Here is a 24,123-nt window from a genome sequence, read left to right as displayed (position 1 = left end):
ACTCCTACCGACGCTCGTTGAAAGCTCGCACGCGGCTGTCCTCGCGCAGACGTGGAAGCATGCCAGCGGTGCGATACACCAAGGGCATCATCGGCGCGCCTGCAACGCTCAACGCCACACCGGCACGTCGAGATAACTGCCGGCGCGCCACTGCACCCGCAGCGGCTCGCCGGCATCGGCGATGGTTTCGTCGCTGACGTCCCCGCCCGTGCCGTAGTTGAGTTGCAGGTCCGCCTGCTTGTTGATGCTCAGCACCGCCACCAGCGCGCTGCCGGGCTGCAGCAGGCGGCTGGTGGCGCGTTCGCTGGTGAAATCCAGTCGCTCGCGCTTGCCCGGCGTGAGCAGCCGGCGACGATTGCGGTCACGCGCGTAGCTGGCGCGCCCCATGTAGGTCGTCAGCTGCAGGTAGCGCCCGTCGACCATGCGCTCGTACAGCGCGACCGACACATCCATGTCGCGCTTGTTGGCGATGAATTCGAGCCGCCCGGACAGCAGGCCGCTCACCTCGGTGGGCTGCTGCATCGGTGCGCTCGCGAAGACCAGGCCGTTGTGGTCATCGAGCGTCGGCGTGAGCGACAGCACCGGCGCGGACCAGTCGGCGTCGCTGCGGTCGGCGAAGTCGATGCGCTGTTCGATCACGCCATCGCGGCCCGGCCGGGTTGGGTCCAGCCGATGCGCCTTGCCCTCGCCCGCCTGCAGGTACAGTCGCAATGCGGCGTTGCGCATCGCCGCCAGCGACGGCGCGTGCTTCCAGGCGTTGGCACCCATCACCTGGTAGTTGACCCGGTCCTTCAGCAGCGCCGGCTTCACGCCGCCCCTCAGTACGTGATCGAACCACTGGAACCGCAACTCCTGCAGGTCCACCTTGGCCACCGCGTCGATCTCGTATCCCTGCACGAACCGGCCGACGCCACTTTGCATCGTGAAGTGCTCGTACGGGCCGATCAGCAGGGTGTGGTCGGCATGGCGGTTGTAGCGCGTGTGTTCTGTGAAGTAGTACTGCACCCCGACCAGCGCGCCGTCGAAGTAGCCCGACGTCGCCAGCACCGGGATGTCGATGGCCGCGAATTCGCGCCGGTACGGAATCATCGCCTGCCAGTACGCGTCGTAGCCGGGGTGATCGAGCCAGCGGCGGAACACGGGGTTGGGCGTGCCATCGATGCGGTCGAGGTCGCGATAGGCGCGGCCACCCCGGTACCAGTTGCGGTTGAGCGCGTCCCAGCGCTTGCGGTCGCCGTAGACGGCATCGTCGAGCCCGCGGTTGTTGCCGACGTAGAACGTCCACGGATACAGGAAGCTCATGAACACGTTGCCCTGCATCGGCACATCGATGCCGGGCGCGGCCGAGGCCGAGGTCATCAGCGCCTTGAGCGCGCGCGGCATGCGCTTGGCGGCCGCCCATTGCGCGAAGCTGTTGTAGCTGCCGCCGTACATGCCGACCCGCCCGTCGCTCCACGGCTGCCGGCTGATCCAGTCGATCACCGCGCGCGCGTCGTCGCCGTCGTGCTCGTAGGGGACGATGGCGCCGGGGCTGCGGCCCTTGCCGCGCGTGTAGGCGACGACGCCCGCGTAACCATGCGCCGCGGCGCGCTTGGCATCCATCAGCGACCAGCCATCGTCGGCGTAGATGGTGAATTCCAGCAGCGTCGGCAAGGGCTTGGCCGCGTTCCGGGGCCGGACCAGCAGCGCCGCGATCGTTGCCCCGTCGCGCGTGCGGACCAGCGCGTCGGTCGTCGCCAGGTAACGGCGCGCGTCGTCCTCGGACATCAGCTTGCCGACGCGCGGCAGGATGGCGGCGTAGGCCTGGCGCACCTGGTACTTGCGCAGCAGATCGATGGCATCGTCCAGGGCGATGGTGCGCTTGCCCTTGCGTGCCTGCAGCGTCTGGCGCAGCTCGTCCTGCATCGCCGCCAGGTTGGCGGCGAACGAGATCTGCGCCTGCAGCGCGGTGTTGTCGTCGAGACCGGCGTGGAGCGTGCGGAAGGCATCGTCGAAAGCGCGCCCGAATGCCACGCGCCCGGCCCGCTGCCGCGCCTTGGCCCGGGCATAGAGCTCGTACTGCAGGTACAGGGCCGCCGCATTGGCATCCTGGCCAGTGCGCAACTGGCGCAGGCTGCGCAGCGTTTCGATCGCCTGCGGGTACTGGCCCGCGACGAGCTGCAAGCGGAATCGATTGCCCAGGAACCGCTCCGCGTCCGCATCCCGATAGATCGCCAGGGCCTTGGTGGCCAGCGCCGGCATGCTGCGCGCCAGGCTGGCATCGTCCGCCGCCGTCGCGAAGGCAAGTTGCTGCGCCCGAAGCGACGGCGCCATGCCCAGCAGCAGGATCGCAAGCAACGACGACTTGATCATGGGTCCTGCCGGTGGGTCGGGACGCTCGACAGACGTTACCTCAGTGCGGGTGCGTCTTGCCCGCAGCCGGCCCGGCACGCGGCGAGCGCCGAGGCCGGATGGATCCGCGCGCACCCTCCGGTCACACGATCGCGTGTCACGCGGTGCCCGACACATCGTCGAGGCGTTGGGCCCGGTGGCGGCCCTGGTTGACTGCGCGCGTCGCCCGGGCCCCGCCGGCGGCTCCGGTTCGACGCCGGCGCGTTTGCAGCCCGCTTAGCGCGGCACGACCGGGATGCCGAAGCCCGACTTCATCTCGGCGAGATCGAGGTGGCCGTCGTTGTTGCCATCGAGCCGGGTGAACTGCATCTCGGCATTGCGGCGCAACTCCTCGTCGGTGAGCTCGCCGTCGTTATTGCTGTCGGCGACCCGGATGCGGTCGGCGGCCGAGGGCGTGCCGTCTTCCTGCGGCCCTAGGATGTCCTCGAGCTCCGCGGCGGAGATGCGGTTGTCGTGGTTCTCGTCCAACTGCGCGAATGCGCCGCTGCTCTCGTACTCGCCCTTGCTGACCAGGCCGTCCTTGTTGGTGTCGAGCGATTCGAAATGCGCGGTGGCGGTCGTCGCTGGCGCCTGCGCGAAGGAGGTCCCGGCCGGGACCGCGGCGATGGCCAGCAGCAGGAGGCCGGCAGCGGAAGGGAAGGCACGCGGGGAATGGATGCTCATGGCGCTCACCGTGGCGAATGCTCGGCGAAGGAAGCCCAATCTGATCCCCGCGGCGTCAACACCGAATCAACACAGGCAACGCCGTGCCCTGCCTTTTCACGCCGCAACTGGCGCACCGCGGCACGGCGTCGATGTCTGGCTCCGCATTGGTGCAAGCCGTGTCGACCGTGGCCCTTGCGCAGACTGGTGCTCACGCCGCCGCGGCGCGGGCCGCACGCATCGAACGCGGACGCCAGCCGAGCAGCCGCGCCGGCAGCAGCAAGATCGCCTGCAGCAGCGCGAAAAGAGCACCGAACGTGATACCCACCAGGCGGAACGGCAGGGCGAGCAGCCAGGCCAGCGGCCAGAGCAGCAGGACAAGTAAGGCCAATGGCCAGCACACGACGAACAGCAGGCACCAGGCGACGATCACGAGCAGGGTCTTCACGGCGGGCTCCGCAGGCGGGGCGCGGCCGGCCCCACGACGAAGGCTGCAAGTCGTGGACGCCGGGGGCAATGGCCATGCGACGAATCGCCCGCAGCGTCGACGAAGCCGGCGAATCTCGACCCGAGCAGGCGGCGCGGTTGCAGCGGCGGCGTTCGCACGGCCTGTCCTTGCCGGGAGGCCGACACGCCGCGGGTCAGGGCAAGCCAAGCCGCTCGGGCAACCGGGCCGCCAGTTCGGGTGGCGGCGCGGACACGTCGAAGGGTTCGCGAAGATCCGGCGCATGCGCCGCCAGGTGCGCGCGCTCCGCGGTGAACGTGCGGCATTCGCAAGCCAGCCCATCGCTCGCCCGAGTGCTGGCGGGGCACTCAATCCGCGGCAGAACCCGTCCCCTGTCGTAGGTCATATGTTCATAGGTGTTATACATCACTACCATACCTAGACATCTTGGCTATCGGGGCGCGGCACCATGTTGCAATTGGCATTGGAATCAGTTGGTTACCGCTACCGCGGCGGGCACCAGGCCGTCGCCGAGGTCGGCCTGAAGCTCGGGCCCGGCATCGTCGGGCTGCTCGGGCCCAACGGCGCGGGCAAATCCACCCTGATGCGGGTGCTGTCCACGCTGGCCCGAGCGACCTCGGGCCGGGTGCTGTGGCGCGGAGAGGACATCGCCCGCAAGCCCGACGCGCTGCGCACCGAACTGGGCTACCTGCCGCAGGACTTCGGCGTGTACGAGGCGCTGTCGGCGCGCGAGTTCCTGGCCTTCCTCGCCACCGTGAAGGGCCTGCCCGCCCGCGCCGTGGCCGCACGCGTCGACGAATGCCTGGAGATGGTCGGCCTGCACGACGTCGCCGACCGCCGCCTGGGCGACTACTCCGGCGGCATGCGCCAGCGCGTGGGCATCGCCCAGGCGTTGCTCAACGACCCGCGCCTGCTGATCGTCGACGAACCCACGGTCGGCCTGGATCCGGAAGAACGCGTGCGCTTCCGCCACCTCCTGGCCGAACTGGCCGGGCAGCGCCTGGTGATCCTCTCGACCCACATCGTGTCCGACATCGAAGCGAGCGCCGGCGAGCTGGCGGTGATGGCCGGCGGCCAGCTGCGCTTCCACGGCACGCCAGAGGCGCTGATCGGCGGCGCGCAGGGCCACGTCTGGGACTGGACGGTCAGCGCGGAGCAGCTGGCCGACGTGCGCGCGAAGTTCCGCGTCAGCCGCGCGCAGCGGCGCGCGCACGGCGTCGAAGTGCGCGTGGTCGGCGAACGCGCGCCCTCCGACGACGCCACCCCGGTCGCGGCCGACCTCGAAGACGCCTACCTGTGGCTGCTGCACCGCACCGGAGTCGCGGCATGAGCATGCTGCGCGCAACGGGCGCGATCCTGCGCGCCGATCTCCTCCAGCGCATGCGCTCGCCGCGCTACTGGATCGTGATGTTCGCGCTGGGCGCGTTCATGTGGTGGTGCCTGCCGCCGGCCGAGGCCGACTACCTCACCGTCGTGCTCGGCGACACCGTGCGCGGCCGCTACTCCAGCGCCTGGGTCGGCATGGCGGTGGCGCTGATCTACAGCCCGCTGCTCTCGCTCGCCGGCTTCTACCTGGTGCGCGGGACGGTGACGCGCGACCTCGATACCCGCGCCTGGCAGTTGCTCGTCACCACCACCATGAGCCGGCGCGCGTACCTGATCGCGAAATGGCTCAGCCACCTGACCGTGTTCGCCGGCGTGCTGCTGGTGGGCCTGGCGTTCGCGCTGGCGCTGCAGCTGATGCGCGGCGAAGACATGCGCATCGACCTGCTGGAACTGGTCAAGCCGGTGGCGCTGATCACGCTGCCGTCGCTCGCACTGACCGCCGCGCTGGCAGTCTGGTTCGACCTGGTGCCCTGGCTGCGGCGCAGCGCAGGCAACGTGGTGTTCTTCATGGTGTTCATCGCCCTGGTGAGCGTGGGCGTGTCGCAGACCAGCGGCAATCCGGATGCGCCGCCGCCGTTCCCCGGCGACCTGCACGGCCTGGTCGGCGTCGAATACGACATGACCCACAATTGGCCTGCGGCGCGTGAAGCCCTGGCCGCGGACGCGCAGCGCAGGCGTGCCGAGGCCGCCCAGTCGCCAACCCGGGAAGCACGCAAGCCCGGCGACGCCGCGAAGGTCGCAGCGCCCGGCCTGAGCGTGGGCACGCTGGTCCTGGAAGGGAAGCGACCGACGCTGGTCGAGTGGTCGCACTGGCAGGTCGGCGGCGACACGCTGCGCGGCCGCGCTTTCTGGCTCGGCGGGGCGTTGCTGGTGCTGCTGGCGGCGACACCTTTCCTCGATTACTTCGCCGCGCGCACCGGCACGGTCCGGGCCAACGCGTCCCGCGGCGCATCGCTGCGCTGGCTCGAATGGGCGCTGAAGCCGCTGCAGCGCGGCACCGGCGGCGCATTGCTCGCGGCGGAACTGCGCCTGGTGCTGCGTTCGCGCCGCTGGTGGTGGTGGTTGTCGATGGCGATCGCCTTCATCGTGCAGCTGGCGGCGCCCGAGAAGGGCCTCGTGATCGGCATCCTCGCCGGCTGGATCCTGTGCCTGGACGTGTTCTCGCGCCTGATCCTGCGTGAGCACGACACCCGCACCGCGGCACTGGTGTTCACCGCGCCCGGCATGCGCGCGAAGCTGCTCGCCACGCGCGCGACGACGGCGATCGGCCTGGCCTGGGCGGTTACGCTGCCCGCGCTGCTGCGCCTGTCGCTGCAGCATCCCAGCGCCGCGCTCGCGACGTGCGTGGCCGGCATCTCCGTGGCGTTGTGGGGACTGGCCCTGGGCGCGCTGTTCCGCAATGCACGCCCGTTCGAGCTGAGCCTGCTGGCCGCCGCTTACGTCAGCGCGCAGGGCGCCCTGGTGCTCGACACGCTGGCCGCACCGCAGACGACCCTCGCCTGGCATGCGGCGTCGATCCCGATGGCCGTCGCGCTGCTGGTGGTGGCGTGGCGACAGGGCGTGGCCGCGCGCGCCTAGCGCGATAGCGAATCCGGGGCGAAGGCGATGCGCAAAGCACCTTCGTCCCGTTGGGCGCGACGCCTGCGCAAAGCCAGGACTCGCGTCAGTCGCCGCTGCGCGCGCCCGTGATCCCGAGCGGCTTCTCCAGGCAGACGGCATCCACCACGCCGCGGTAGTAGCCCGCGACGCGCGCGCGCACCGCGAAGCCCTGTCGCCGGTAGAACTCGAGGGCACCGGGATTGTCGGCGCGGGCCTCCACGCTGACCTTCTCGAGCCCGGCGGTCAGCGCGCACTGCTCCAGCCAGGCGAGCAAGTGCCGGCCCAAGCCGCGGCGACGGTGCGCCGGGTGCACGCCGAGCAGCACGAGGTGGGCGGTGGTGTCGCCGTAGTCCATGATCCCGGCGGCCAGGAGCGCGCGCTCGTGGATCACCGCAACGTTCGCGGTCCGGCTGCGGATCGCCCGCAGGATCCGGTCCTGGGTGTAGCTCCAGCCGAGCCCGTATTCGATGTAGTCGCGCGACAATGCGGCGATGGCGCGAGCATCGCCGGGCGTCGCGAGTCGAACGGCAGGCATGGCCAACACGGCCCAGTGATCTTACGCCCGGCCGGCTCCGACAGTTCCGCTTCAACGGCTAGTCAACGCACTCCGCGCTAGCCTGCAGGTGAAGAGAGCGGTGGGCAGGATGCGAACCCCGCCTGGCTTAACACGCCGCTCTTGCGCCGGCGATGTGGACGCAGCACGTCAGCCGGCATGTCCGCAGGCGCATCAACGGCCCTGCACTGTGTTGCCCGTGCATTCGCGGGAAAGGAGCCTTTCGGCTCCTCTCCCGGTCTGCTTACTTGCTGGTGCAGCCGCAGTTCTGGCACTTGCAGCAGGTGCACTGCGTGCAGCTGCAGTTGGTGCACTTGCAACAGGCACAGGCTTTCTTTTCGGTATCGGTATTCATGAGGTTCTCCTGGACTACGGCGGGATGCCGTGCAGTGCAGGCTGGGCCTTGCCCATGTGGGAAGGTCAACCGCCCGCGAACGCTCCCGGGCGGGCGTTGACCTTGCCATGGCGGGAAGGTCTAGGCTGTATCCGCGGCCGGGAAACCAGCACACGGCCGGGGAGTCGACAGATGGGCAGGCAAGCACAACGACCTGAATTGGCCGACGCCAGGCAGCAGGGCTTCCACAACATCGGCGAAGCCTCGGCCGCCACCGGCGTGAGCGCGAAGATGATCCGCCATTACGAAAGCGTGGGCCTGATCCCGCAGGCCAGCCGCACGTTCGCGGGCTACCGCCTGTACGCGGACGCCGACCTGCACCGCCTGCGCTTCATCCGCCGCGCGCGCAACCTGGGCTTCTCGATGAAGCAGATCGAAGCCCTCCTGGCGCTGTGGGGCAATCGCGAGCGCGCTAGTTCGGAAGTGAAGGCGCTGGCGTTGGCCCATGCCGAGGAACTCGGCGCCAAAATCCTCGAGATGCAGGCGATGCAGCGCACGCTGGTCGACCTCTCCCGGCATTGCCGCGGCAACCAGCGGCCGGACTGTCCGATCCTCGACGACCTGGCGGGTTGAGCTGCACGCCGCGCTGCAGCCGCTCCATCACGCCGCCAGTACGGCGCCACTGGACACTGGACCCCGGCCATCCACGGGAGCCCTCCATGGCAGCGCGCAAGCACGAAGTCGCCACCCTGGCGAAGCTGATGAAGAAGATCGACATCGCCATGCTCACCACGGTCGGCAAGGGCGGCTACCTGGTGAGCCGGCCGTTGTCGACGCAGACGGTGGAATTCGATGGCGAGCGCATCTGGTTCATGACCGAGGCCGACAGTCCCAAGGTCGCCGAGATCCGCCGCCACCCGAAGGTCAACGTCGCGTACTCGTCGAAGGATGCCAACACCTACATCTCCGCCGCCGGCGATGCGCGCGCGCGGCGCGACCAAGGCCTGATCGATGCGCTCTGGAACGACGCGATGAAGGCGTTCTTCCCCAAGGGCAAAGACGATCCGAACCTCACGCTGATCGAGGTCCACGTGCGCACGATCGAATACTGGGACGGCCCGGGCAGCTGGCTCGGCAAGGCCGCCACGTTCCTGGTGGCGCGCGTGACCGGCAACGACGACGTCATGGGCGAGAACCGGATCGTCGACCTCGCCACCGGCCGCAGCCGCAAGCCGCCGAGCAGCGATCGCCCCGGCAGCAAGCGCGCACCCACGCCCAAGCGCGCAGCGCCGGCGAAACGCACGGCAGCGACGAAGCGCACGGCGGCGAAGAAGAGCACCGCCAGCAAGCGACCGGCGCGCAAGGCCGCCGCCGCGTCCCGCACCGCGACACGCGCGCGCACCACCAGCGCGGCGAAGCAGGCCGGCGCGCGCAAGCGCTAGGGCCGATTGCGCCGCGCGTTGCTAGCGCGCGGGACGCCCGAGCATCTCGTCGTCGATGTCCTCGTACGCGTCGGGCAGGAAGCGCGGCGAGCAGATCGCGAGGAAGACCAAGTCGGTCGGACCGGTGTTGGCAATGCGCTGCGGGCAACCGGGCGGTATCAGCACGACGTCGCCGACGCCCACGTCCGTCGCAGGCAGCTCGCCCACTTCCACCCGCCCGCACCCCTCGGTGATGACATAGCGCTCGGCGGTGCCGCGCAGGCGATGCCAGCGGGTGGTGACGCCCGGCGCCACGCGCGCCCGCGCAATCGAGACGTGCGGATCGGCGGCGATGTTGGCCAATTCGTTGATGTGGCAGCGCTCGGGCGTGTCGTACTCGCGCGCCGGATCGAACGGGTGGATGGCTTCCCTCATGGCTTCCACCGCACCGGGTGCTAGCGCTGCCGCAGCATCGCGGCGAGGAAGGCGGAAAAGCTGGGGTGGCGATCCCACGACTTCTTCAGGTTGCCTTTCTCCACCCGGAACACTTCGCCGCTGAGGCAATCGATCACGCGCGGACACGCATCGGCTTCGTCGCCGATCCAGACGAGGTGGCCCGGCCACTGGCTGCTGTCGCGGTACTCGCGGGTGGCCTCGATGATCAGGTCCGGGCAGTCCCTGACGCTGGTGTCGTCGATGCCCTCGGGACGCTCGGCCTGCAGGAAGCGCGCGTAGTCCGCGGGCAGGGTCACGCCCAGTGCCGCTTCGATGGCCTGCACGTCGGCGGCGGAGAGCAGGAGGATGGGTTCGGGTGGAATCTCCACCACCGGCGCGACGTCCCCGCGGGCGAACATCCGCCACAGGAGCAGTGCCGCGATCGCGGCCAGCAGCAGCAGCCATGGCAACAGGGGCAGTGTCATGACGTCCTTGCGCGTGGCGTGGCGATGGTGCCGGCAGCCTACCGCGTCATCTCCCTGTCCGCCCGGGCGCCGTCCCGGACCGCGCGTCGCCCCACCGTGCCCCGTTCACGCGCCCCATGCACCTTCGCGAATAGCGTCGCTTCCCTTCGTCCCAGCTTCACGCATCCGGCACGGCCGGTCTGCCGGCCAAACCCGTCCACGAGGAGTCATCCATGACCATGACGCTCGTATTTCCCGGTGGCGAGCACCCCCAGGTCCGGCTGGATCCCGGCGTTGCCTGCGTCGGCTCCGATCCCACGGCGAACATCGTCCTCCACGAACCCGGCGTGCAACCGCAGCACGGCCAGCTGCATGTCAGCGCCGCCGGGGTGATGCTGGAGGTGCCGCACGGCAATTGCGTGGAGGTCAACGGCCGCCGGGTCGACGGCCTGATCGCGCTGCGCCCCGGCGACAACGTCAGCTTCGACCACGTACGCGCGCGCCTGGCGGCGTTCGACGCCCCGGTTGCCGGCAGGGGCGCCGCGGCGCCGCAGGACGCGGCCAACGACGGCCCCGGCGCGACCACCATCCGCGCAGTGCTCCCGATGTTCGTCCTGCGTGGCGTGACCGGCGGGGCCTTCGGCCGCTCCTACGCGGTGTCGAGCGCGGTGACCATCGGCCGCGCGCCCGAGTGCGACATCCACCTCGACGCCCCCGGCCTCTCGCGCGTGCACGCGCGTTTGGTACCGAGCGAGGACGGCGTGGTGGTCGAGGACCTGGAATCCACCAACGGCACCTTCGTCAACGATCACCGCGTGCGCAAGCACAAGCTGCACATCGGCGACGAGGTCAGCTTCGACCGCGTGCGCTTCCGCCTGGCCGGCAGCGGGCCGGCCCTCGCCGACAACGTGCGTCTCCTGCGCGCGACGCCCGCACCCGCGCCCGCGCCATCCGGACGCGGCTGGGCCGCGACGGCGGCGATCGGCGGCATGCTGGTCGCGCTGGCGGCGCTGGCAGCCGGCTACCTGCTCTAGCGCGGCCGGCCGCCCGAAGCCTTCGGCACGCACGGCAGGCCTCGTCCGGGTTGCACGCCCTGGTTACAGGGCATGCGCGACGACGACCGCCGCGATGCCCAGGAAGCACAGCAGTTGCGCCAGGAAGAAGGTGAAGCGCACCGAGACGATCCGGTCCGTCTGGACGGTGGAGACATGCACCACGGACTGCACCACGCGCGCCGCGAGCACGATGCCCGCCATCGCGTCGGTGGCCTGGCTGGAGATCCCGCTGGCATACAGCGCGAACACGACGACGGCGAATAGCGGCAGGTTCTCCACGCAGTTCGCATGGGCCCGCATCGCCCGCAGGTACCACGCGGCGCCCTCGGGCGCATCGGCGGGGAACGATGCCATGCCCGCGCGGCCGGTGAACACCCGGCTCAGGCGATAGAGGCCGATCGTGCAGATCAGCACGAGCGCGGTCCAGATGGCGAACCCGAGCAGCATCCACAGTGGAAATGTCATGGCACGTCTCCTGGACCGTGTGTGCGCCGGTGGCGCGGATGCGCGCGGGACGCATCGCCTCCCGCGCGCGCCGGATCATTGCTTGACGATGACGACTTCCAGGTACTCCGCCGGCACCACCAGCGAGTCGGGGCCGCCGACGTTGCATCGCGCGAGCAGGTCGGTGATGGCCGCCTCGAGCATGCGCTGCCCGGCCGCATCGAGGGCCGCGAACGCCTGGTGCGTCGGGCCATAGAACGCGCGGAACACGTGCAGCCAGTGCGCCGTCGACTCATAGCGGAAATTGAACAGCTTGCGCTCGCAGCGGATGTCCGCGGCCTTGCGGCCGAACAGCCGCACGATGTGCGGCTCCGTGCCCCACAACGCCGGCGATTCCAGCCCCGCCGGCGGCGGCAGTTGCCGGCCGATCACCTTGAACAGCTGCCGACGAAGCCTTCCGGCGTCCAGTTGGCCAGGCCGATGCGGCCGCCGTGGCGCACGACCCGCAACATCTCGTCGGCGGGACGCCGGTGATCGGGAGTGAACATCGCGCCGAAGGTGGACAGGGCCACGTCGAAGCTGCCGTCGCGGTACGGCAACACCTCGGCATCGGCGACTTCGAATGCGACCCGCAGGCCCTCCGCGGCGGCGCGCGCGGCGCCCTTCTCCAGCAGCGCCGGGACGTAATCGGTCGACGTGACACGGGCGAAGCGACGCGCCGCCGCGAGGGTGGCGTTGCCGTTGCCGGCGGCGACATCGAGCACGCGTTCGCCGGCGCGCACATCGACGGCCTCGGCCAGCGACTCGCCGACGATCTGCAGGGTCGTGCCGATCACCGCGAAATCGCCGCTCGCCCAGGTCGCCTGCTGCCGGGTCTTGATGGCGGCGAAATCGGGAGCGGCTGCGGCGACGCGATCGGGTAGCTCTCTTGCCAGTGCCATGGGAATTTCTCCGGGCCTTCGTGTGGGGAACGCGGTCATTGTCCGCAGCGCCACGACCCGGCGCTTGACCGGAACTCCCCGCGATTCGTCCCGCCATCCGGCAATCGACGCCGGCCAACCTCTGCTTACGCAGCGTCTGCCAGAATCGGCGTGGCGTGATCGATCCGGCGGTCCCATGACCCACGACACCCTCTCCGACGTACTGCGCACCGTGCGCCTGCGCGGCGCCCTGTTCTTCGATCTTTCCTGCGCGGGCAAATGGCTGGCCGAGGCTCCGGCGTCTACGGAAATCGCCACCGCGGTCATGTCCGAAGTCGACCAGGTGATTCCCTACCACGTGGTCACCGCGGGCGAATGCTGGATCGCGCTGCAAGGCGAACAGCCACTGCGACTGCAGCGCGGCGACATCATCATCCTGCCGCAGGGCGACCCGCACGTGGTGTCGAGTGCGCCGGGCCTGCGACCGGAGCCGAAGGTCGACTGGTACGAAGAGATGAAGCTGCACCGGCGGCCCTTCCGCCTGGCCCAGCAATGCATGGCGGCGCCGCCGGCGCGCGAAGTCGCCGCGCCGGAACTGGGCATCGACTATGAAACGGATACCTCGCTGGTGTGCGGCTTCATCGGCTGCGACAAGCGGCCGTTCAATCCGCTGCTCGCCACCCTGCCGCGACTGCTGCACTTGCCGGCCACCGCAGGCAGCGCCTGGGGCGCGCAGTTCGCGCAACTCGCGGCGACCGTGTCCGGCAACCGCCGCCCCGGCAGCGAGGTACTGCTCGAGCGCATGAGCGAAATGATGTTCGTGGACGCGGTCACGCGCCACATCGAGGGCATGCCCGAGCAGTCGACGGGCTGGCTGGCGGGATTGCGCGACCGCTTCGTCGGCCGCGCGCTGGCGCTGATGCACGAGAATCCCGCGGCCGCGTGGAGCATCGACGAGCTCAGCAGCCAGGTCGGCCTGTCGCGCTCGGCGCTGCACGAGCGCTTCGTCGAACTCATCGCGCAACCGCCGATGCAATACCTGGCGCAGTGGCGGATGCAGCTGGCCTCGCGGATGCTGCGCGAGAGCCAGGCGAGCGTGTTGTCGATCGCGCTCAAGACGGGTTATGAGTCCGAGGCCGCCTTCGGCCGTGCCTTCAAGCGCCTGGTCGGCATGCCGCCCGCGGCGTGGCGGCGCAAGCAGGGACAGTTGCCCGGACCACCCTGAATCGGCGCACGCGCCGGTGCCGGCATGGAGCGGGTGCACGGCGCGGCAATCGCGGATTTTCGGGCAAGCGGGAAGGACGACCGGTGGAGCGCGGGGCGCAGTGGCCCGCGAAGAATCGCCACTCCTCCCCCGCTCCACAGGAATGATCCCGTGAACGCAGTCGCCATCGAGTACCCCGCCTACACCGCCGACCACGCGGCCAACCCCAGCCGCTACGCCAAGGTCGTCGAAGTATCCAAGCGCGTGCGCTGGGAGATCGATCGCGATGTCATCCGCGATCGCCAGTTCGACTTCGACAACAAGTTCCTGCCCGACGGGCTGAGCCGGCTCGATCGTTCGATCCTCGAGGACAGCGGCGAACGTCGCCTGATGAGCCAGATCCAGGGCCGCAGCTACGCCAACATCTTTGGCCTGGTCGAGCGCTTCATCAACGCCAAGGTGCTGGAGTTGAGCCGCGACCACTGGCTCGGCGACCAGGTCGCGCTGGAAGCGCTGATCCGCTTCAGCGACGAGGAGCTCAAGCACCAGGAGCTGTTCCGCCGCATCGAGGCGATGATCGGCGCCGCCATGCCCGCCGGTTACACCAGCGCGGCCGATCCCAACGCGGTTGCCGAGTTCGTGCTGGGCAAGAGCAGCTGGGCGGTGCTGGCGCTGACCTGCCACATCGAGCTGTTCACCCAGGCGCACTACCGCCAGAGCATCGAGCCGGACGCGTCGCTGTCGGCGCTGTTCAAGGACGTGTTCCTGTTCCATTGGCGCGAGGAGTCGCAGCACGCCATCCTCGACGAGCTGGAATGGCGCCGCGTCGACGCCCAGCTCTCGCCGGCCGAACGCGACGCCGCGGTGGACGACCTGATCGCGCTGGTCGGCGGCGTCGACGGCATCCTGCAGGCGCAGGCGCGCGCCGACGCCGAGTACTTCTCGCTGATCGTCCCGCGTGCGCAGAGCGCCGCCGAACGCGACCTGCTCGCGGCCGAGACGCTGGCCGCGTACCGCTGGCAGTACATCGTGTCGGGCGTGCAGGAGCCGCGCTTCCAGAAGGTACTGGCCGAGCTGGTGACCCCGGCGCAGATGCAGCGCATCGGTGCGGCGCTGGCGCCGCTGATGGCGGCGCTGTAGGGCCCTGTTGGGCGTGGGCTTGCGGCGGTGCCGCGGCGAAGCGGCAGGCCACGAAGTGACCCCGGACCGTTCGCGATGGCACCTGCGACGTGGTTACCGAACCAAAGGCCCCGCCATGCGCGGGGCCCTTGGTTCGTGCGCGTCGCGCTTCGGCCTACTTGGTCGTGACGCCGAGCTTCTCTCGCAGCTTCTCGATATCGATGTACTGGGTGAAGTTCTCCGTGCCCGCGGCCACTTCCGGCGACGCGAAGATCTCGCGGCCCGCGACTTGGCCCAGCAGGCGGAACGATTCGGAGAACGCGAGGTTGCCCTCGTATTTCATCGCTTCGGTGGCCTCCCTGACGCAGGATTCGCCGAGCAGCTTTTCGAATACCGCCGCCATCTTCTTGTCGGTCGCGACGCGCTGCTCCGCGCTGATGTTCGCGTACGGCTTGATCGTCGGGTTCAACGAGATGGCAAAGAACACCCATTGCACCAACTGCTGCTTGTCCTCGGCAGTGGACGCATTGACCAGGCACTTGCCCAGGTCGTCGCTGTAGACGCCCGCATGCCCGGTGGCCGGGACCTGCAGGGCCAGCGCCAGTGCAAGGACGGAAAAGAACTTGTGTGGTTTCACCGAAACATGTCCCCGTGATTTCGACGTACGGCTCCAGGCAGGCGGCGCCCGGAGAGGAAGCCGGGAAGATACCCGGGAGCGCCGGATGCGTGGAACCCCGCCCATGCCACCGCCGCGCGCGGCATCGCGCCCAGACGATGCGGCAGGCGCAAAGTCGCATCGTGCATCGGGCAACGCGCCCGGGCGTCGCTCCCCCGCGCGCTGTTGTTGCAGGTCGGTCTATGCGGGTTCGAGGCGATCCACCGCCACGCCACGCCGCAGCGCACGACGATCGTAGTCATCCGCCAGCGCATGCAGCGCGCGCGCACCGTCGCCGGAGAACGCGGGACCGTGCATCAGGGCCAGCGTGCGCGGCGACAGTTGCGCGAGCGCGCGGATCGTCGCGCCCATGTTCGGGTTGAGCGAGGAGTACTGGAACAGATCCTCCGCGGCAATGGCCGGGCCGACGATGTCGCCGTCGACCAGCGCGGGGGCGTTGCCGACCTGGGTGAACAGATCGCCGCACAGCAGCGTGCCTGTCGACTCCTCGTAGATCACGCCTGCCTCCCACGCATGCGGGGTGTGCGGCGTGTCGAGGTAGCGCACGCGCTTGCCACCGCCCAGGTCGATGACTTCGCCGTTGCCGAGCAGGCGCGGCGCGCGATCGGCCAGGTCGTTCAACGAAACCAGGACCGCGGTTTCGCCGTGCGCCACCAGCGCGTGCGGCGCCGTCGCCAGCCATTCGTTCATGGCGCCGCATTCGTCGGCTTCCACATGCCCGAAGGAGAGCCAGCGCAGGCGTTCGGGCGGCATCAGCCGGCTGACCGCCTCGCGCACCAGCGGGAACATCCGCCGCGGCCCGGTGTGGAACAGCAGCGGCTCGTCGCCGAGGACCAGGAACTGGTTGAAGGTGAAGCCGGCGGGCGCTGCCACTTCGGCCACGAAGGTCGACAGCCGGAAGATGCCATCGGCGATTTCATCGACTTGGGTGTTCATGGGGATCTGCCTGATTGGGGAGGGAATCGCCCGCCTGGGACCGCGCCCCGATGCGTTCCGCTATTTGGGCGAACACGAATGTGCTCTCAATAATCGGGGCTGTCAATATGGATGAGCATCTGTGTATAGTGAATCACATGGCCCGGACCTACACCCTCAAGCGACGCGCGGAACAGCAGGCGGAAACCCGGCAGCGGATCGTCGAAGCGGCCGTGGCGCTGCACGGCGAACTCGGTCCGGCCCGTACCACCTTCAGCCAGGTGGCTGAACGGGCCGGCGTGCAGCGCAACACCTTCTATTCGCACTTCCCGGACGAGCGCAGCCTGCTGCTGGCCTGCTCGGCCTACTCCCTCGAACGCGATCCGCTCCCCGAAGCTGCCGCCTGGCGCGACATCGGCGACCGCAGGGAGCGCATCGCCACCGGGCTGGCCGCGGTCTACGCGTGGTACGAGCGCAACGCCGACTTGGCCGCCTGCGTCCTGCGCGACGCCGAATCGCATCCGCTGGTGCGCGAGATCGTCGAGCTGCGCTGGGGTCCGTACCAGGCGGCTTACGACGAGGTGCTCGGGGCGGACCTGGCCCCTGCGCCGCGCGCGCTGCTGCGGCTGGGCCTGAGCTACTTCACCTGGCGCAGCCTGGTGCGCGACAGCGCGCTGGCGCCGGACGCAGCGGTGCGCACGATGATCGCGGCGATCACCGCAGCCGCCTGACCGGCGCTGCGCGCCCTGTCTGCCCTGCCGTGGCCACGGTCTGCGCGCGCTGAAGGGGATTCGTCGGCCGCAGCCGCGTTTCGTCGCATCGGCCTTGCCGCCTGCCCGACCACTCGACAGCGTGGCCGCACACCCGCCCCGGAGCAATGGAATGCAGCCCACCCCACCCTCCACGTGCGCACGACCCGCCGCCCGCCACCCGATGCAGCGGATCGGCGCGGGCCTGTTGCTCATCGCGCTCGGCGCAGCAGCCTGCACGCACGCCCCGCTCGCCCGCCAGGACGCGTGCAGGTCGAGGCATGTCCGCACCGGCGAGGCCCTCGTCCGCGTCCCGTTCGAAGTGGTCGACGGGCGCATCTACGTGCAGGCGCGGGTCAACGGGCGCGGGCCCTTCCGCTTCGCCGTCGACACCGGCGCCAGCGGACTGGCGCGCGCCGATGCCAGCCTGGTGGGCGCGCTCGGCCTGGGCGTGCAGGGCCAGGCGACGACGTCGGACGGGGTGCAGGCCGCAAGCGTCGACACCACGCATGTTGATTCGCTGGAACTGGGCGGAGTCACCCGGCGCGACCTCGATGTCATCACCCGCGACTACAGCAGCCGCAAGTCACCCGAGGCCGCGTTCGCCGGCATCCTCGCGCGCGAGTTCTTCGCCGACGGACTGCTGGTCATCGACTACCCGCGCAAGACCCTGTCGTTCGGCCGCACGCGTGCTTTGTCGCCGGCGGCGGACAATGTCCTGACGTACGAGCGCGCCTTCCGCGTGCCGGTGTCGATCGGCGCGCTGCAGACCGAGGGCAACCTCGATACCGGCGCCAACGTGAGCTTCGTGCTGCCGCGGTCGCTCTACGGCCAGGTCGCCGCCGGCCCGCTCGAGCGCGCCGGCAGCGGACAGCTGACCAACGGCAACATCGAGACCCAGCGCGCCACGATCCACGGCCCCTTCCGGATCGGCGGCGCCCGGTTGTCCGACGTCGAGGTCCGCGTCGCCGACCGCTTCCCGGAACTGCTGGTCGGCGCGCACGCGCTGGAAGGCTTCGTACTCATGATCGACCAGCGGTCGAAGACCATCGCACTGTGCAAATGACTGCGCGCGTCGGTAACGCGCAAGCGTCGACCGGAATGCGTGCGCGCGCCGCCTGTCGACGCGACATGGACAACCGGCAGCGCAAGGTAGGCATGACACTGCCACCAGCCAGAGAACGCCCATGACCCGACGCGACCCGACCTACCAGCAGCAGGCCCCGGAACGCGCCGCGGTCGAAGCAATGGCGGGCCTGGTGCTGCTCGACTTCGGCACCGACTGGTGCGGGCACTGCATTGCCGCGCGCGCGCCGGTGGACGCGTGGCTCGACGGCCACGCCGGCGTCGCGCACCTGCGCGTGGAGGACGGTCGCGGCCGCGTGCTCGGCCGCGCCTACCGGGTCAAGCTGTGGCCGACGCTGGTATTGCTGCGCGATGGCCACGAGATCGCGCGCGTCGTGCGTCCGCAAGCGGCCGGCGACCTGCAGCCGCTGGACGCCGCGCTCGCCTGAAACGTGTTTGGGTGATGGGGCACTGCCTGCGCCTAGGCGGTTTCAAGCCACGCCAGCGCGGCATGCAGCCCGGAAAAGCACCGGAACTCGAATCCGAGCGCCGGCGCCTCCGCGCCCTTCGTTGGCACATAGTCGTGCGGCCGGCTGACGAACGCGACGCGACGCCCCGAGTAGGCGCCGTCCTGGCGCAGCGTTTCCTCGAACGGGATGCCGCCGTCTTCCAATGGCGGCTCGTGCCAGGCCGCGCTGAAATTGACCAGGATCCGGTCGAGCGGCTGGTTCGCCAGCAACGGCGCCACCAGGGCCAGCGTATCGAGGCGATCCTGGATGCCGACGCCGCCCATGAACTTCATTTCCAGTCGGCGCGCTTCCGGAAAGATCCGGATGTCTCGAATCATGTGGCCTCCAGCCAGCGCGGGCGATGCGAGCGCATATTCTTCCATGGCACCCGCCTGGGAAGTCGCACGCCGACCCGGCAATGCTTGGCTGACCCGGCGCGTCGAGCGACCGCTTCGCCGCGCACGCAAGTGGACAGGCGCGAAAGCGTCACTGCGCCAGCGGCAGTGCATAGAAGCGGGTGCCGGGAAGATAGTTGCTGCTGTAGGGCGCGATCTCGGCGAAGCCAAGCCGGGCATACAGCGCCTGCGCCGACGCCATGCTGGCCAGCGTATCCAGCCGCAGCTCGCTGTAGCCTGCGGCCCTGGCGGCATGGATCACGGCCTCGACCAGCTGCTTGCCGAGTCCCAGGCTCCGGAACTGCGGGCGCACGTACAGCCGCTTCATCTCGGCCTTGTGCGCATCCAGCGGTTTCAGGGCCACGCAGCCGGCCACCGCGTCGTCGACGTAGGCGATCAGGAGTGCGCCGCGCGGCGCCGCGTAGGGAAACGGCAGCGCTTCGAGCTCCGCGGTAAACCCCTGGAACTCGAGGTCCGTGCCGATCGCCTCGGCGTACTCCTTGAAGAGGGTCTTTGCGATCTCGACCAGTGCGGGGCTGTCGGCGTCCCGCAACACGCATTGGGAACCTGTCATGGCTGCAAACCTCGCGTGAAGCGCCACGAAGCCGTCCAGGCTGCGGGCGAACGGTGTCGTTGGTTGGCCGACCTGTCTCCCAGGTGGCCGCATGCGCGCGTCGCGCGGGCTACGGGCACCCGCCGCAATACGCACGCTCCTCCTGGGTCAAGCCGCCGTATCCGTAGGCAGCGGCGCGGACGTCGAGCACATGGATGTAGCTCTCGGCGTGCACGTTGCCCAGCAACGCGGCGAAGAACGCGAAGGCCTCGCGGATGTACGCCGCCTTCTCGGCCTTCGTGTTGGTTTCGTCGACCACCCGGACATCGAAGTAGAAGCTGCTCTTGCCCTGCGCGGCCAGCGCACGCCCGCCTGCATACCAGTGCTCCGGGTCGACGTATTCGACGACGATCGCCGTCACGTCCGGGTCCTTGCGGAGAACGCGGGAGGTCAACTCCGACAAACCGTCGACGATGGCCTGCGTGAGCTCCCGGGAAGCGACGGCAGCGACTTTGACATTGAGAATCGGCATGGGTCCTCCAATTCGGGCGGCGGGCCTAGAGCACCTGCGCCGCTGTGCGGGCGCGCTGCTTGCAGTGCGCCAACAGCGCCGCCAGCTCGTCCGCGTCCGCAAGCGTCGGCCCCACCACGATTTCCTCCACGACCTCGACGCCGATGAATTCCAGCCACTTGCGCATGAACGGCTTCTGGAACTCCTCGCTGCCGGCCTTGCCGGCGGGCGCGACCGGATAGTCGCCCGCGCTCGAGTACACCAGCACCGCGCGCTTGTCCTGCAGCAACGGCCGATACCCGTGCGAGCGGTTCCAGGACCAGTTCTGCCCGGGCAGGGTGATGACATCGATGTAGTGCTTCAGCCGGTACGGCACACCGAAGTTCCACATCGGCACGCTGAAGAGATAGCTGTCGGCCTGGTTGAACAGCTGCGAGAGCTCGACCGCGCGCGCCCACTGGGCCTGCTGCTCGTCGGTGGCGTCGTGGCTGCGCAGGACCGCGAATTTCGCGGCGATCATGGCCCTGTCAAAATCGGGCAGGTCCACGTTCCACACATCGACCGTCGCGCCCTCCCGGCCCGGATGCAGGTTGCGGTAGGCGTCCACCAGTTCGAGCGCGACTTCATTCGAACGCGAGCCGACCCCGAGGGGCGAAGCGGCGACATGGAGCATGTTGGCCATCGCGCGCCTCCGCTCAGTGCTCGACCACGCGCAGCCCGATCACGCCCACCGCGACCAGGCCGATGAAGAACAGCCGCGCCAGCGACACGCTTTCCCCATGGACGGCGATCCCGAGCACGGCGACGCCCACGGCGCCGATGCCGGTCCAGACCGCATACGCGGTGCCGCTGGGCAGCAGCTTGAGCGCGTGGGTGAGCAGGAAGATCGATAGCAGCGCGCACGCGATACCGGCGATGCTCGGCCCGATCCAGCCGTCGGCCGCCTTCAACGCCGCCGCCATGGCGACCTCGACGATGCCCGCTGCAATGAGTAGTAGCCATGCCATGGTTGCGATCCAGCCGGAACGTGACGCGGTCGGGGTGTGGGTTGGGCCGTGGTGGCAGTCGCCTGCAACGCGACGCTGCCGATCCCGGCAGCGCGCGTCGCTCAGGGCGGCGCTGGGCCGAGCCGGGCATGCGCACGCACCGGGAACGTGCCCATGCCGGCGACTTTCGGCGGGACGGCCCAGAACTCGAACCCTTCGTTGGGCAGTCGCGCCAACCCCGTCATGTGCTCGACGATCGGGATGCCCGCGCCGAGCAGCACGGTGTGCACGGGACGATCGCCACCGGACACGTCGTCGATGTTGAAGGAGTCGATGCCCACCAGCTCCGCGCCGTGGTCGCGCAGGTACAACGCCGCCTTCTCCGTCAGGAAGGGGTGGCCTTCGAAGTACGCGTCGGTGCGCCAGTGGCGGTCCCATCCGGTGTGCACCAGCACGGCCTTGCCCCTGACCTCGCTCGCCGCGAACGCGTGCCAGTCGATCGCGCGGCCTGCGAAGCCCTCCAGCCGGACGACGACTCCGGGCAGGCCCGATGCTTTCGCGAGCGGCAGGCCGGCCAGGTCGTGGCCATGCGAATAGCGGTGGAACGGCGTGTCGATATACGTGCCGGTATTGGCAACCATGTCGATGCGGCCGATCTGGAACTCGGTGCCCTCCGCATAGCGCGCACGGGATTGCTCGCGCGACAGGTGGTCGCAGATCAGCGGCGCCGGCAGGCCCTTGTAGGTGATCATGCCGTCCTCGATCGTGTGGCTCAGGTCGACCAGCAAGCCTTCGCCGGCAGCGGCGTCCGCCCCGGCAACATGATTGCTGGCGCGCTTGTGCCGCTCCTCGATGATCCGCTTGTTGCGGATGCGCACCGCGCCGACCATGAGCAGGCGCAGGTCGCGGATGATGTAGGCGGCCAGGGCCTCGTCGTCGATGTCGTCGCCATCGATGTCCAGGCGGAATCCCTGGCCCTGGATGCCGCCGCCGTTGGAAAAATCGACTTCGAAGTCGAAGCAGGCGCGTCGGTCACTCATGTTTCTCTCCCATCCGGTTGGATGTCATTGCTTGCGCTCGTCGTTGGCCACGGGTGCCAGCGCGAATCGCGAATACCAGGACACGGCATCCCGGGCCCGTCGCCGATTCGGCGTGCTGCAGATGTTGCGATCGCGCACGCCGGCGCACCACCGCGCTTGCTGCCAATCTGCGGGCAGATTGCGTCAGGACAGCGACGCTTCGCGCCGGCCCGGTTCCCCATGCATGAAGGTGGCCCGGTACCGGGACGGGCTGGTGCCGACGATGCGGCTGAAGTGGTGCCGGAACGTGTCGGTCGCGGCAAAGCCGGTGCGCTCGGCGATCCGGTCGATGCTCAGGTCGCTCGCTTCCAGCAACTGCTTGGCCAGCCGCGTGCGCTCGATCAGCAGCCAGTCGTACGGGGTATGGCCCATGACCGCGCGGAACTTGCGGTGGAACGTGCGCGGGCTCATCGCCACCTGGCGTGCAAGGCTCTCGACCGAGTGCTCCGCGCCGGGATTGCGACGCAGCTGCTCGATGATCCCGGCGAACCGGTCGTCGTGCTCCTGCGGCAGCGGCGTTTCGATGAATTGCGCCTGCCCGCCCGCGCGGTGCGGCGGCGTGACCATGCCGCGCGCGATCTGGTTGGATACCGCCGCGCCGAAATCCCTGCTCACCAGGTGCAGCATGAGATCGGACCCCGCCGAAGAACCCGCGGAGGTCAGGATGTCGCCGCCATCCACGTAGAGCACCGATGGATCGACGTCGACCGCGGGGAACTGGCGCGCAAGCGCGTCGGCGTGCCGCCAGTGGATGGTGGCGCGCCTGCCGTCGAGCAGCCCCGCGGCAGCGAGCACGAAGGCACCGGTGCAGATGGACACCAACCGCGCGCCGCGACGGTGCGCGCGCCGCATCAGCTCGCACAGGTCTTCTGGGACCGCCCCGTCGCGCCACCCGGGAATGAGGATGGTGTCCGCCGCGGCCAGGGCTTCCGGGGCTTCGTCCACGTTCACCAGCACGCCGGAATCCGAACGCACCTGCGGACCGTCGATCGAAGCGACTTGCACGCGGTACCAGTCCGGAGTCGGTGGGGCCCGATCACGCAGGATCTCCAGCACGGTCGCGAACTCGAACAGGCACAGGCCCTCGTACGCGAGGATCGCGACCTGGTGGGCACCCGTTTGCGCCCGCTTTTGTGGCGGCATCTTCACGATCGGGAACATACGTCCGCGGCCGGGTTTTTCAATTCCCCGATCGATGGAGCAGCGTTCCGCGCCTGCAGCCAATGGCGTGCGTGACCCTGTGCGTGCGCGCGGCGGCGCCTGCCGCCGCTTCGATCGCGGCGTCGCCGGATTCAGCCGTTTGCGCCGCCGATCTCATCCTCGTGGGCCGCGGTCTGTTCCACCAGGAAATCGATGAATGCCCTCATCTTCGGCGCCATCAGGCGCTCGCGCGGGTAGAACGCGAACAGCTGCATCCGCGGCCCGGTCCACTGCGGAAGTACGCGCTGCAACGCACCGGCGGCAACGGCTTCGCGCACCTGCGGCCCACCTGCCATGACGATGCCCCCGCCGTCGGCGGCCGCCCGCAGCAGGGGCGCGGGGTCGCTGGCGATCACGCTGGGGTGCAGCGCCGCGTCGCTGGTCTCGCCCTTGCGCTGCAGGCGCCAGACGTATCCGCCACCGCTCAGCTGCGCGCGCAGCGCCAGCGTGCGGTGATGCACCAGGTCCGCAGGCGAATCCGGAGTGCCATGCGCTGCCAGGTAATCCGGCGCCGCGTACAGCGCCAGCGTCATCGCGCACAGCGGACGGCCGACGTTGTCGGAGTCGGGCAACACGCCCGGGCTCAGGCGCAGGGCCAGGTCGAGGCCATGCTCGATCAGGTCGAGGCGCTCGTTCGCCAGCACCAGTTCCACGCGCAGCGCCGGATGGCGTCGCCCGAGTTCGGCCAGCATCGGACCCAGCAGCCAGTCCGCGATCGAGAACGCCGTGGTCATGCGCAGCGTGCCGCGGACCATGCCGCTGAGTTCGCTCACGGCCTGTTCGGCCAGGTCGAGATCGACCGGAATCCGGGCGCAATGACGGTAGTACACCGCGCCGGCTTCGGTCGGCGCCAGCTTGCGCGTGGTGCGGTGTAGCAGTTGCACGCCCAGCTTGGACTCCAGCATGCGCACGCGCCGGCTCACGGTGGTCTTGGGCAGGCGCAGCGCGCGGGCGGCCGCGGCGAAGCTGCCCTGCTCGACCACCCTCAGGAACACCAGCGTGTCATCGGCCGTCACGTCCATCGCACTGCTCGCCCCGGGTTTCGCGGACCA

29 protein-coding genes and 1 pseudogene are annotated in these 24,123 nt (G+C 69.5%); 10 read left to right on the top strand and 20 right to left on the bottom strand.

Annotated elements, in window-relative coordinates:
* Positions 1–108: 108 nt before the first annotated feature.
* From BP05_RS05140 to BP05_RS05125, 4 genes are all read right to left on the bottom strand, one after another.
* A complete protein-coding gene (locus BP05_RS05140) occupies positions 109–2,352 on the bottom strand; it encodes a CocE/NonD family hydrolase (protein ID WP_496361147.1) in 2,244 nt (747 codons plus the stop codon).
* A gap of 255 nt (positions 2,353–2,607) precedes the next feature.
* Positions 2,608–3,054: an EF-hand domain-containing protein gene (locus BP05_RS05135; RefSeq protein ID WP_496361145.1), complete on the bottom strand. Its 447-nt coding sequence runs from the start codon at positions 3,052–3,054 to the stop codon at positions 2,608–2,610.
* Positions 3,055–3,244: 190 nt separating this feature from the next.
* Positions 3,245–3,481 (bottom strand): hypothetical protein, encoded by a 237-nt coding sequence (locus BP05_RS05130; protein WP_496361143.1) that lies wholly within the window; start codon positions 3,479–3,481, stop codon positions 3,245–3,247.
* Between the two features lie 193 nt (positions 3,482–3,674).
* Positions 3,675–3,905 carry a hypothetical protein gene (locus BP05_RS05125; protein ID WP_496361141.1) on the bottom strand — a complete coding sequence of 77 codons (231 nt, stop codon included), beginning with the start codon at positions 3,903–3,905 and terminating at the stop codon, positions 3,675–3,677.
* Between the two features lie 51 nt (positions 3,906–3,956).
* On the opposite strand from BP05_RS05125, the gene BP05_RS05120 reads away from it, so the two are divergent.
* Together BP05_RS05120 and BP05_RS05115 are read left to right on the top strand one after the other, a co-directional pair.
* Positions 3,957–4,829, top strand: a complete 873-nt coding sequence (locus BP05_RS05120; protein ID WP_496361139.1) for an ABC transporter ATP-binding protein — start codon at positions 3,957–3,959, stop codon at positions 4,827–4,829.
* Positions 4,826–6,463 (top strand): ABC transporter permease, encoded by a 1,638-nt coding sequence (locus tag BP05_RS05115; protein WP_496361136.1) that lies wholly within the window; start codon positions 4,826–4,828, stop codon positions 6,461–6,463. Before BP05_RS05120 ends, BP05_RS05115 begins: the two co-directional genes overlap by 4 nt.
* Before the next feature lie 85 nt (positions 6,464–6,548).
* Here the strand turns inward: BP05_RS05115 and BP05_RS05110 are convergent, their stop codons facing one another.
* The gene (locus BP05_RS05110; RefSeq protein WP_496361134.1) at positions 6,549–7,019 is read right to left on the bottom strand and encodes a GNAT family N-acetyltransferase; all 471 of its coding nucleotides are present in this window, start codon (positions 7,017–7,019) and stop codon (positions 6,549–6,551) included.
* Between the two features lie 544 nt (positions 7,020–7,563).
* Here BP05_RS05110 and cueR point away from each other — a divergent pair.
* A complete protein-coding gene (gene cueR, locus BP05_RS05105) occupies positions 7,564–8,004 on the top strand; it encodes a Cu(I)-responsive transcriptional regulator (protein ID WP_496361133.1) in 441 nt (146 codons plus the stop codon).
* Between the two features lie 86 nt (positions 8,005–8,090).
* Positions 8,091–8,582: pseudogene (locus BP05_RS05100) on the top strand (pyridoxamine 5'-phosphate oxidase family protein); the annotation flags it as partial.
* Between the two features lie 252 nt (positions 8,583–8,834).
* Here BP05_RS05100 and BP05_RS05095 read toward each other — a convergent pair.
* Positions 8,835–9,227 (bottom strand): cupin domain-containing protein, encoded by a 393-nt coding sequence (locus tag BP05_RS05095; protein ID WP_496361131.1) that lies wholly within the window; start codon positions 9,225–9,227, stop codon positions 8,835–8,837.
* Positions 9,228–9,247: 20 nt separating this feature from the next.
* Positions 9,248–9,712, bottom strand: a complete 465-nt coding sequence (locus tag BP05_RS05090) for an SMI1/KNR4 family protein (protein ID WP_496361129.1) — start codon at positions 9,710–9,712, stop codon at positions 9,248–9,250.
* A 212-nt stretch (positions 9,713–9,924) separates the two neighbouring features.
* Here BP05_RS05090 and BP05_RS05085 point away from each other — a divergent pair, with 212 nt between their 5' ends.
* Positions 9,925–10,725 (top strand): FHA domain-containing protein, encoded by an 801-nt coding sequence (locus tag BP05_RS05085; RefSeq protein WP_496361127.1) that lies wholly within the window; start codon positions 9,925–9,927, stop codon positions 10,723–10,725.
* A gap of 63 nt (positions 10,726–10,788) precedes the next feature.
* Here the strand turns inward: BP05_RS05085 and BP05_RS05080 are convergent, their stop codons facing one another.
* The 3 genes from BP05_RS05080 to BP05_RS05070 all read right to left on the bottom strand — a co-directional run bounded on the left by BP05_RS05080 (position 10,789) and on the right by BP05_RS05070 (position 12,131).
* Positions 10,789–11,211, bottom strand: a complete 423-nt coding sequence (locus BP05_RS05080; protein ID WP_496361125.1) for an MAPEG family protein — start codon at positions 11,209–11,211, stop codon at positions 10,789–10,791.
* Positions 11,212–11,286: 75 nt separating this feature from the next.
* Positions 11,287–11,622, bottom strand: a complete 336-nt coding sequence (locus tag BP05_RS05075) for a hypothetical protein (protein ID WP_496361123.1) — start codon at positions 11,620–11,622, stop codon at positions 11,287–11,289.
* The gene (locus BP05_RS05070) at positions 11,619–12,131 is read right to left on the bottom strand and encodes a class I SAM-dependent methyltransferase (protein WP_496361121.1); all 513 of its coding nucleotides are present in this window, start codon (positions 12,129–12,131) and stop codon (positions 11,619–11,621) included. The genes BP05_RS05075 and BP05_RS05070 overlap by 4 nt, the downstream gene beginning before the upstream one ends.
* Before the next feature lie 175 nt (positions 12,132–12,306).
* Here BP05_RS05070 and BP05_RS05065 point away from each other — a divergent pair, with 175 nt between their 5' ends.
* Both BP05_RS05065 and BP05_RS05060 read left to right on the top strand, forming a co-directional pair.
* Entirely contained in the window at positions 12,307–13,335 is a 1,029-nt protein-coding gene (locus BP05_RS05065) for an AraC family transcriptional regulator (RefSeq protein ID WP_496361119.1), read from the top strand.
* 150 nt (positions 13,336–13,485) lie between these two features.
* Positions 13,486–14,454 carry a hypothetical protein gene (locus BP05_RS05060; protein ID WP_496361117.1) on the top strand — a complete coding sequence of 323 codons (969 nt, stop codon included), beginning with the start codon at positions 13,486–13,488 and terminating at the stop codon, positions 14,452–14,454.
* 154 nt (positions 14,455–14,608) lie between these two features.
* On the opposite strand, the gene BP05_RS05055 is transcribed toward BP05_RS05060, so the two are convergent.
* Positions 14,609–15,070, bottom strand: coding sequence for a hypothetical protein (locus BP05_RS05055; RefSeq protein WP_496361115.1), 462 nt, complete (start codon positions 15,068–15,070; stop codon positions 14,609–14,611).
* 219 nt (positions 15,071–15,289) lie between these two features.
* Positions 15,290–16,045, bottom strand: coding sequence for an oxygen-binding di-iron domain-containing protein (locus BP05_RS05050; protein ID WP_496361113.1), 756 nt, complete (start codon positions 16,043–16,045; stop codon positions 15,290–15,292).
* A 137-nt stretch (positions 16,046–16,182) separates the two neighbouring features.
* Here BP05_RS05050 and BP05_RS05045 point away from each other — a divergent pair, with 137 nt between their 5' ends.
* From BP05_RS05045 to BP05_RS05035, 3 genes are all read left to right on the top strand, one after another.
* Positions 16,183–16,755, top strand: coding sequence for a TetR/AcrR family transcriptional regulator (locus tag BP05_RS05045; protein ID WP_496361111.1), 573 nt, complete (start codon positions 16,183–16,185; stop codon positions 16,753–16,755).
* A 151-nt stretch (positions 16,756–16,906) separates the two neighbouring features.
* Positions 16,907–17,839: an aspartyl protease family protein gene (locus tag BP05_RS05040; protein ID WP_496361109.1), complete on the top strand. Its 933-nt coding sequence runs from the start codon at positions 16,907–16,909 to the stop codon at positions 17,837–17,839.
* 121 nt (positions 17,840–17,960) lie between these two features.
* The gene (locus BP05_RS05035) at positions 17,961–18,287 is read left to right on the top strand and encodes a thioredoxin family protein (protein WP_496361108.1); all 327 of its coding nucleotides are present in this window, start codon (positions 17,961–17,963) and stop codon (positions 18,285–18,287) included.
* 32 nt (positions 18,288–18,319) lie between these two features.
* On the opposite strand, the gene BP05_RS05030 is transcribed toward BP05_RS05035, so the two are convergent.
* The 8 genes from BP05_RS05030 to BP05_RS04995 all read right to left on the bottom strand — a co-directional run bounded on the left by BP05_RS05030 (position 18,320) and on the right by BP05_RS04995 (position 24,087).
* Entirely contained in the window at positions 18,320–18,685 is a 366-nt protein-coding gene (locus BP05_RS05030) for a hypothetical protein (protein ID WP_496361106.1), read from the bottom strand.
* A 148-nt stretch (positions 18,686–18,833) separates the two neighbouring features.
* Positions 18,834–19,316: a GNAT family N-acetyltransferase gene (locus BP05_RS05025; protein ID WP_496361104.1), complete on the bottom strand. Its 483-nt coding sequence runs from the start codon at positions 19,314–19,316 to the stop codon at positions 18,834–18,836.
* A gap of 109 nt (positions 19,317–19,425) precedes the next feature.
* Complete coding sequence (locus tag BP05_RS05020; protein WP_496361102.1) at positions 19,426–19,827, bottom strand: tautomerase family protein; 402 nt, start codon at positions 19,825–19,827, stop codon at positions 19,426–19,428.
* Positions 19,828–19,852: 25 nt separating this feature from the next.
* The gene (locus BP05_RS05015; protein ID WP_496361100.1) at positions 19,853–20,488 is read right to left on the bottom strand and encodes an FMN-dependent NADH-azoreductase; all 636 of its coding nucleotides are present in this window, start codon (positions 20,486–20,488) and stop codon (positions 19,853–19,855) included.
* Positions 20,489–20,501: 13 nt separating this feature from the next.
* Complete coding sequence (locus tag BP05_RS05010; RefSeq protein WP_496361098.1) at positions 20,502–20,813, bottom strand: DMT family transporter; 312 nt, start codon at positions 20,811–20,813, stop codon at positions 20,502–20,504.
* A gap of 101 nt (positions 20,814–20,914) precedes the next feature.
* Positions 20,915–21,832 (bottom strand): cyclase family protein, encoded by a 918-nt coding sequence (locus BP05_RS05005; protein ID WP_496361096.1) that lies wholly within the window; start codon positions 21,830–21,832, stop codon positions 20,915–20,917.
* 183 nt (positions 21,833–22,015) lie between these two features.
* Positions 22,016–23,014 carry a helix-turn-helix domain-containing protein gene (locus BP05_RS05000; RefSeq protein WP_496361094.1) on the bottom strand — a complete coding sequence of 333 codons (999 nt, stop codon included), beginning with the start codon at positions 23,012–23,014 and terminating at the stop codon, positions 22,016–22,018.
* A gap of 149 nt (positions 23,015–23,163) precedes the next feature.
* On the bottom strand, positions 23,164–24,087 hold the full coding sequence (locus BP05_RS04995) for a LysR family transcriptional regulator (RefSeq protein ID WP_496361092.1): 924 nt from the start codon (positions 24,085–24,087) through the stop codon (positions 23,164–23,166).
* Between the last annotated feature and the right edge of the window lie 36 nt (positions 24,088–24,123).

The sequence above is a fragment of the Lysobacter oryzae DSM 21044 genome, from assembly GCF_059568595.1.
This window is presented reverse-complemented; position numbering and strand designations above follow the sequence as displayed.

What these genes read in the sequence shown, in the direction of transcription:
- BP05_RS05040 (WP_496361109.1), top strand. Translation starts at nt 16,907, where the DNA reads ATGCAGCCCACCCCACCCTCCACGTGCGCACGACCCGCCGCCCGCCAC.
- cueR (WP_496361133.1), top strand. Translation starts at nt 7,564, where the DNA reads ATGGGCAGGCAAGCACAACGACCTGAATTGGCCGACGCCAGGCAGCAG.
- BP05_RS05045 (WP_496361111.1), top strand. Translation starts at nt 16,183, where the DNA reads ATGGCCCGGACCTACACCCTCAAGCGACGCGCGGAACAGCAGGCGGAA.
- BP05_RS05050 (WP_496361113.1), bottom strand. Translation starts at nt 16,045, where the DNA reads ATGAACACCCAAGTCGATGAAATCGCCGATGGCATCTTCCGGCTGTCG.
- BP05_RS05115 (WP_496361136.1), top strand. Translation starts at nt 4,826, where the DNA reads ATGAGCATGCTGCGCGCAACGGGCGCGATCCTGCGCGCCGATCTCCTC.
- BP05_RS05070 (WP_496361121.1), bottom strand. Translation starts at nt 12,131, where the DNA reads ATGGCACTGGCAAGAGAGCTACCCGATCGCGTCGCCGCAGCCGCTCCC.
- BP05_RS05095 (WP_496361131.1), bottom strand. Translation starts at nt 9,227, where the DNA reads ATGAGGGAAGCCATCCACCCGTTCGATCCGGCGCGCGAGTACGACACG.
- BP05_RS05140 (WP_496361147.1), bottom strand. Translation starts at nt 2,352, where the DNA reads ATGATCAAGTCGTCGTTGCTTGCGATCCTGCTGCTGGGCATGGCGCCG.
- BP05_RS05025 (WP_496361104.1), bottom strand. Translation starts at nt 19,316, where the DNA reads ATGACAGGTTCCCAATGCGTGTTGCGGGACGCCGACAGCCCCGCACTG.
- BP05_RS05015 (WP_496361100.1), bottom strand. Translation starts at nt 20,488, where the DNA reads ATGGCCAACATGCTCCATGTCGCCGCTTCGCCCCTCGGGGTCGGCTCG.
- BP05_RS05000 (WP_496361094.1), bottom strand. Translation starts at nt 23,014, where the DNA reads ATGCCGCCACAAAAGCGGGCGCAAACGGGTGCCCACCAGGTCGCGATC.
- BP05_RS05110 (WP_496361134.1), bottom strand. Translation starts at nt 7,019, where the DNA reads ATGCCTGCCGTTCGACTCGCGACGCCCGGCGATGCTCGCGCCATCGCC.
- BP05_RS05080 (WP_496361125.1), bottom strand. Translation starts at nt 11,211, where the DNA reads ATGACATTTCCACTGTGGATGCTGCTCGGGTTCGCCATCTGGACCGCG.
- BP05_RS05085 (WP_496361127.1), top strand. Translation starts at nt 9,925, where the DNA reads ATGACCATGACGCTCGTATTTCCCGGTGGCGAGCACCCCCAGGTCCGG.
- BP05_RS05125 (WP_496361141.1), bottom strand. Translation starts at nt 3,905, where the DNA reads ATGTATAACACCTATGAACATATGACCTACGACAGGGGACGGGTTCTG.
- BP05_RS05005 (WP_496361096.1), bottom strand. Translation starts at nt 21,832, where the DNA reads ATGAGTGACCGACGCGCCTGCTTCGACTTCGAAGTCGATTTTTCCAAC.
- BP05_RS05035 (WP_496361108.1), top strand. Translation starts at nt 17,961, where the DNA reads ATGACCCGACGCGACCCGACCTACCAGCAGCAGGCCCCGGAACGCGCC.
- BP05_RS05135 (WP_496361145.1), bottom strand. Translation starts at nt 3,054, where the DNA reads ATGAGCATCCATTCCCCGCGTGCCTTCCCTTCCGCTGCCGGCCTCCTG.
- BP05_RS05020 (WP_496361102.1), bottom strand. Translation starts at nt 19,827, where the DNA reads ATGCCGATTCTCAATGTCAAAGTCGCTGCCGTCGCTTCCCGGGAGCTC.
- BP05_RS05090 (WP_496361129.1), bottom strand. Translation starts at nt 9,712, where the DNA reads ATGACACTGCCCCTGTTGCCATGGCTGCTGCTGCTGGCCGCGATCGCG.
- BP05_RS05065 (WP_496361119.1), top strand. Translation starts at nt 12,307, where the DNA reads ATGACCCACGACACCCTCTCCGACGTACTGCGCACCGTGCGCCTGCGC.
- BP05_RS05010 (WP_496361098.1), bottom strand. Translation starts at nt 20,813, where the DNA reads ATGGCATGGCTACTACTCATTGCAGCGGGCATCGTCGAGGTCGCCATG.
- BP05_RS05030 (WP_496361106.1), bottom strand. Translation starts at nt 18,685, where the DNA reads ATGATTCGAGACATCCGGATCTTTCCGGAAGCGCGCCGACTGGAAATG.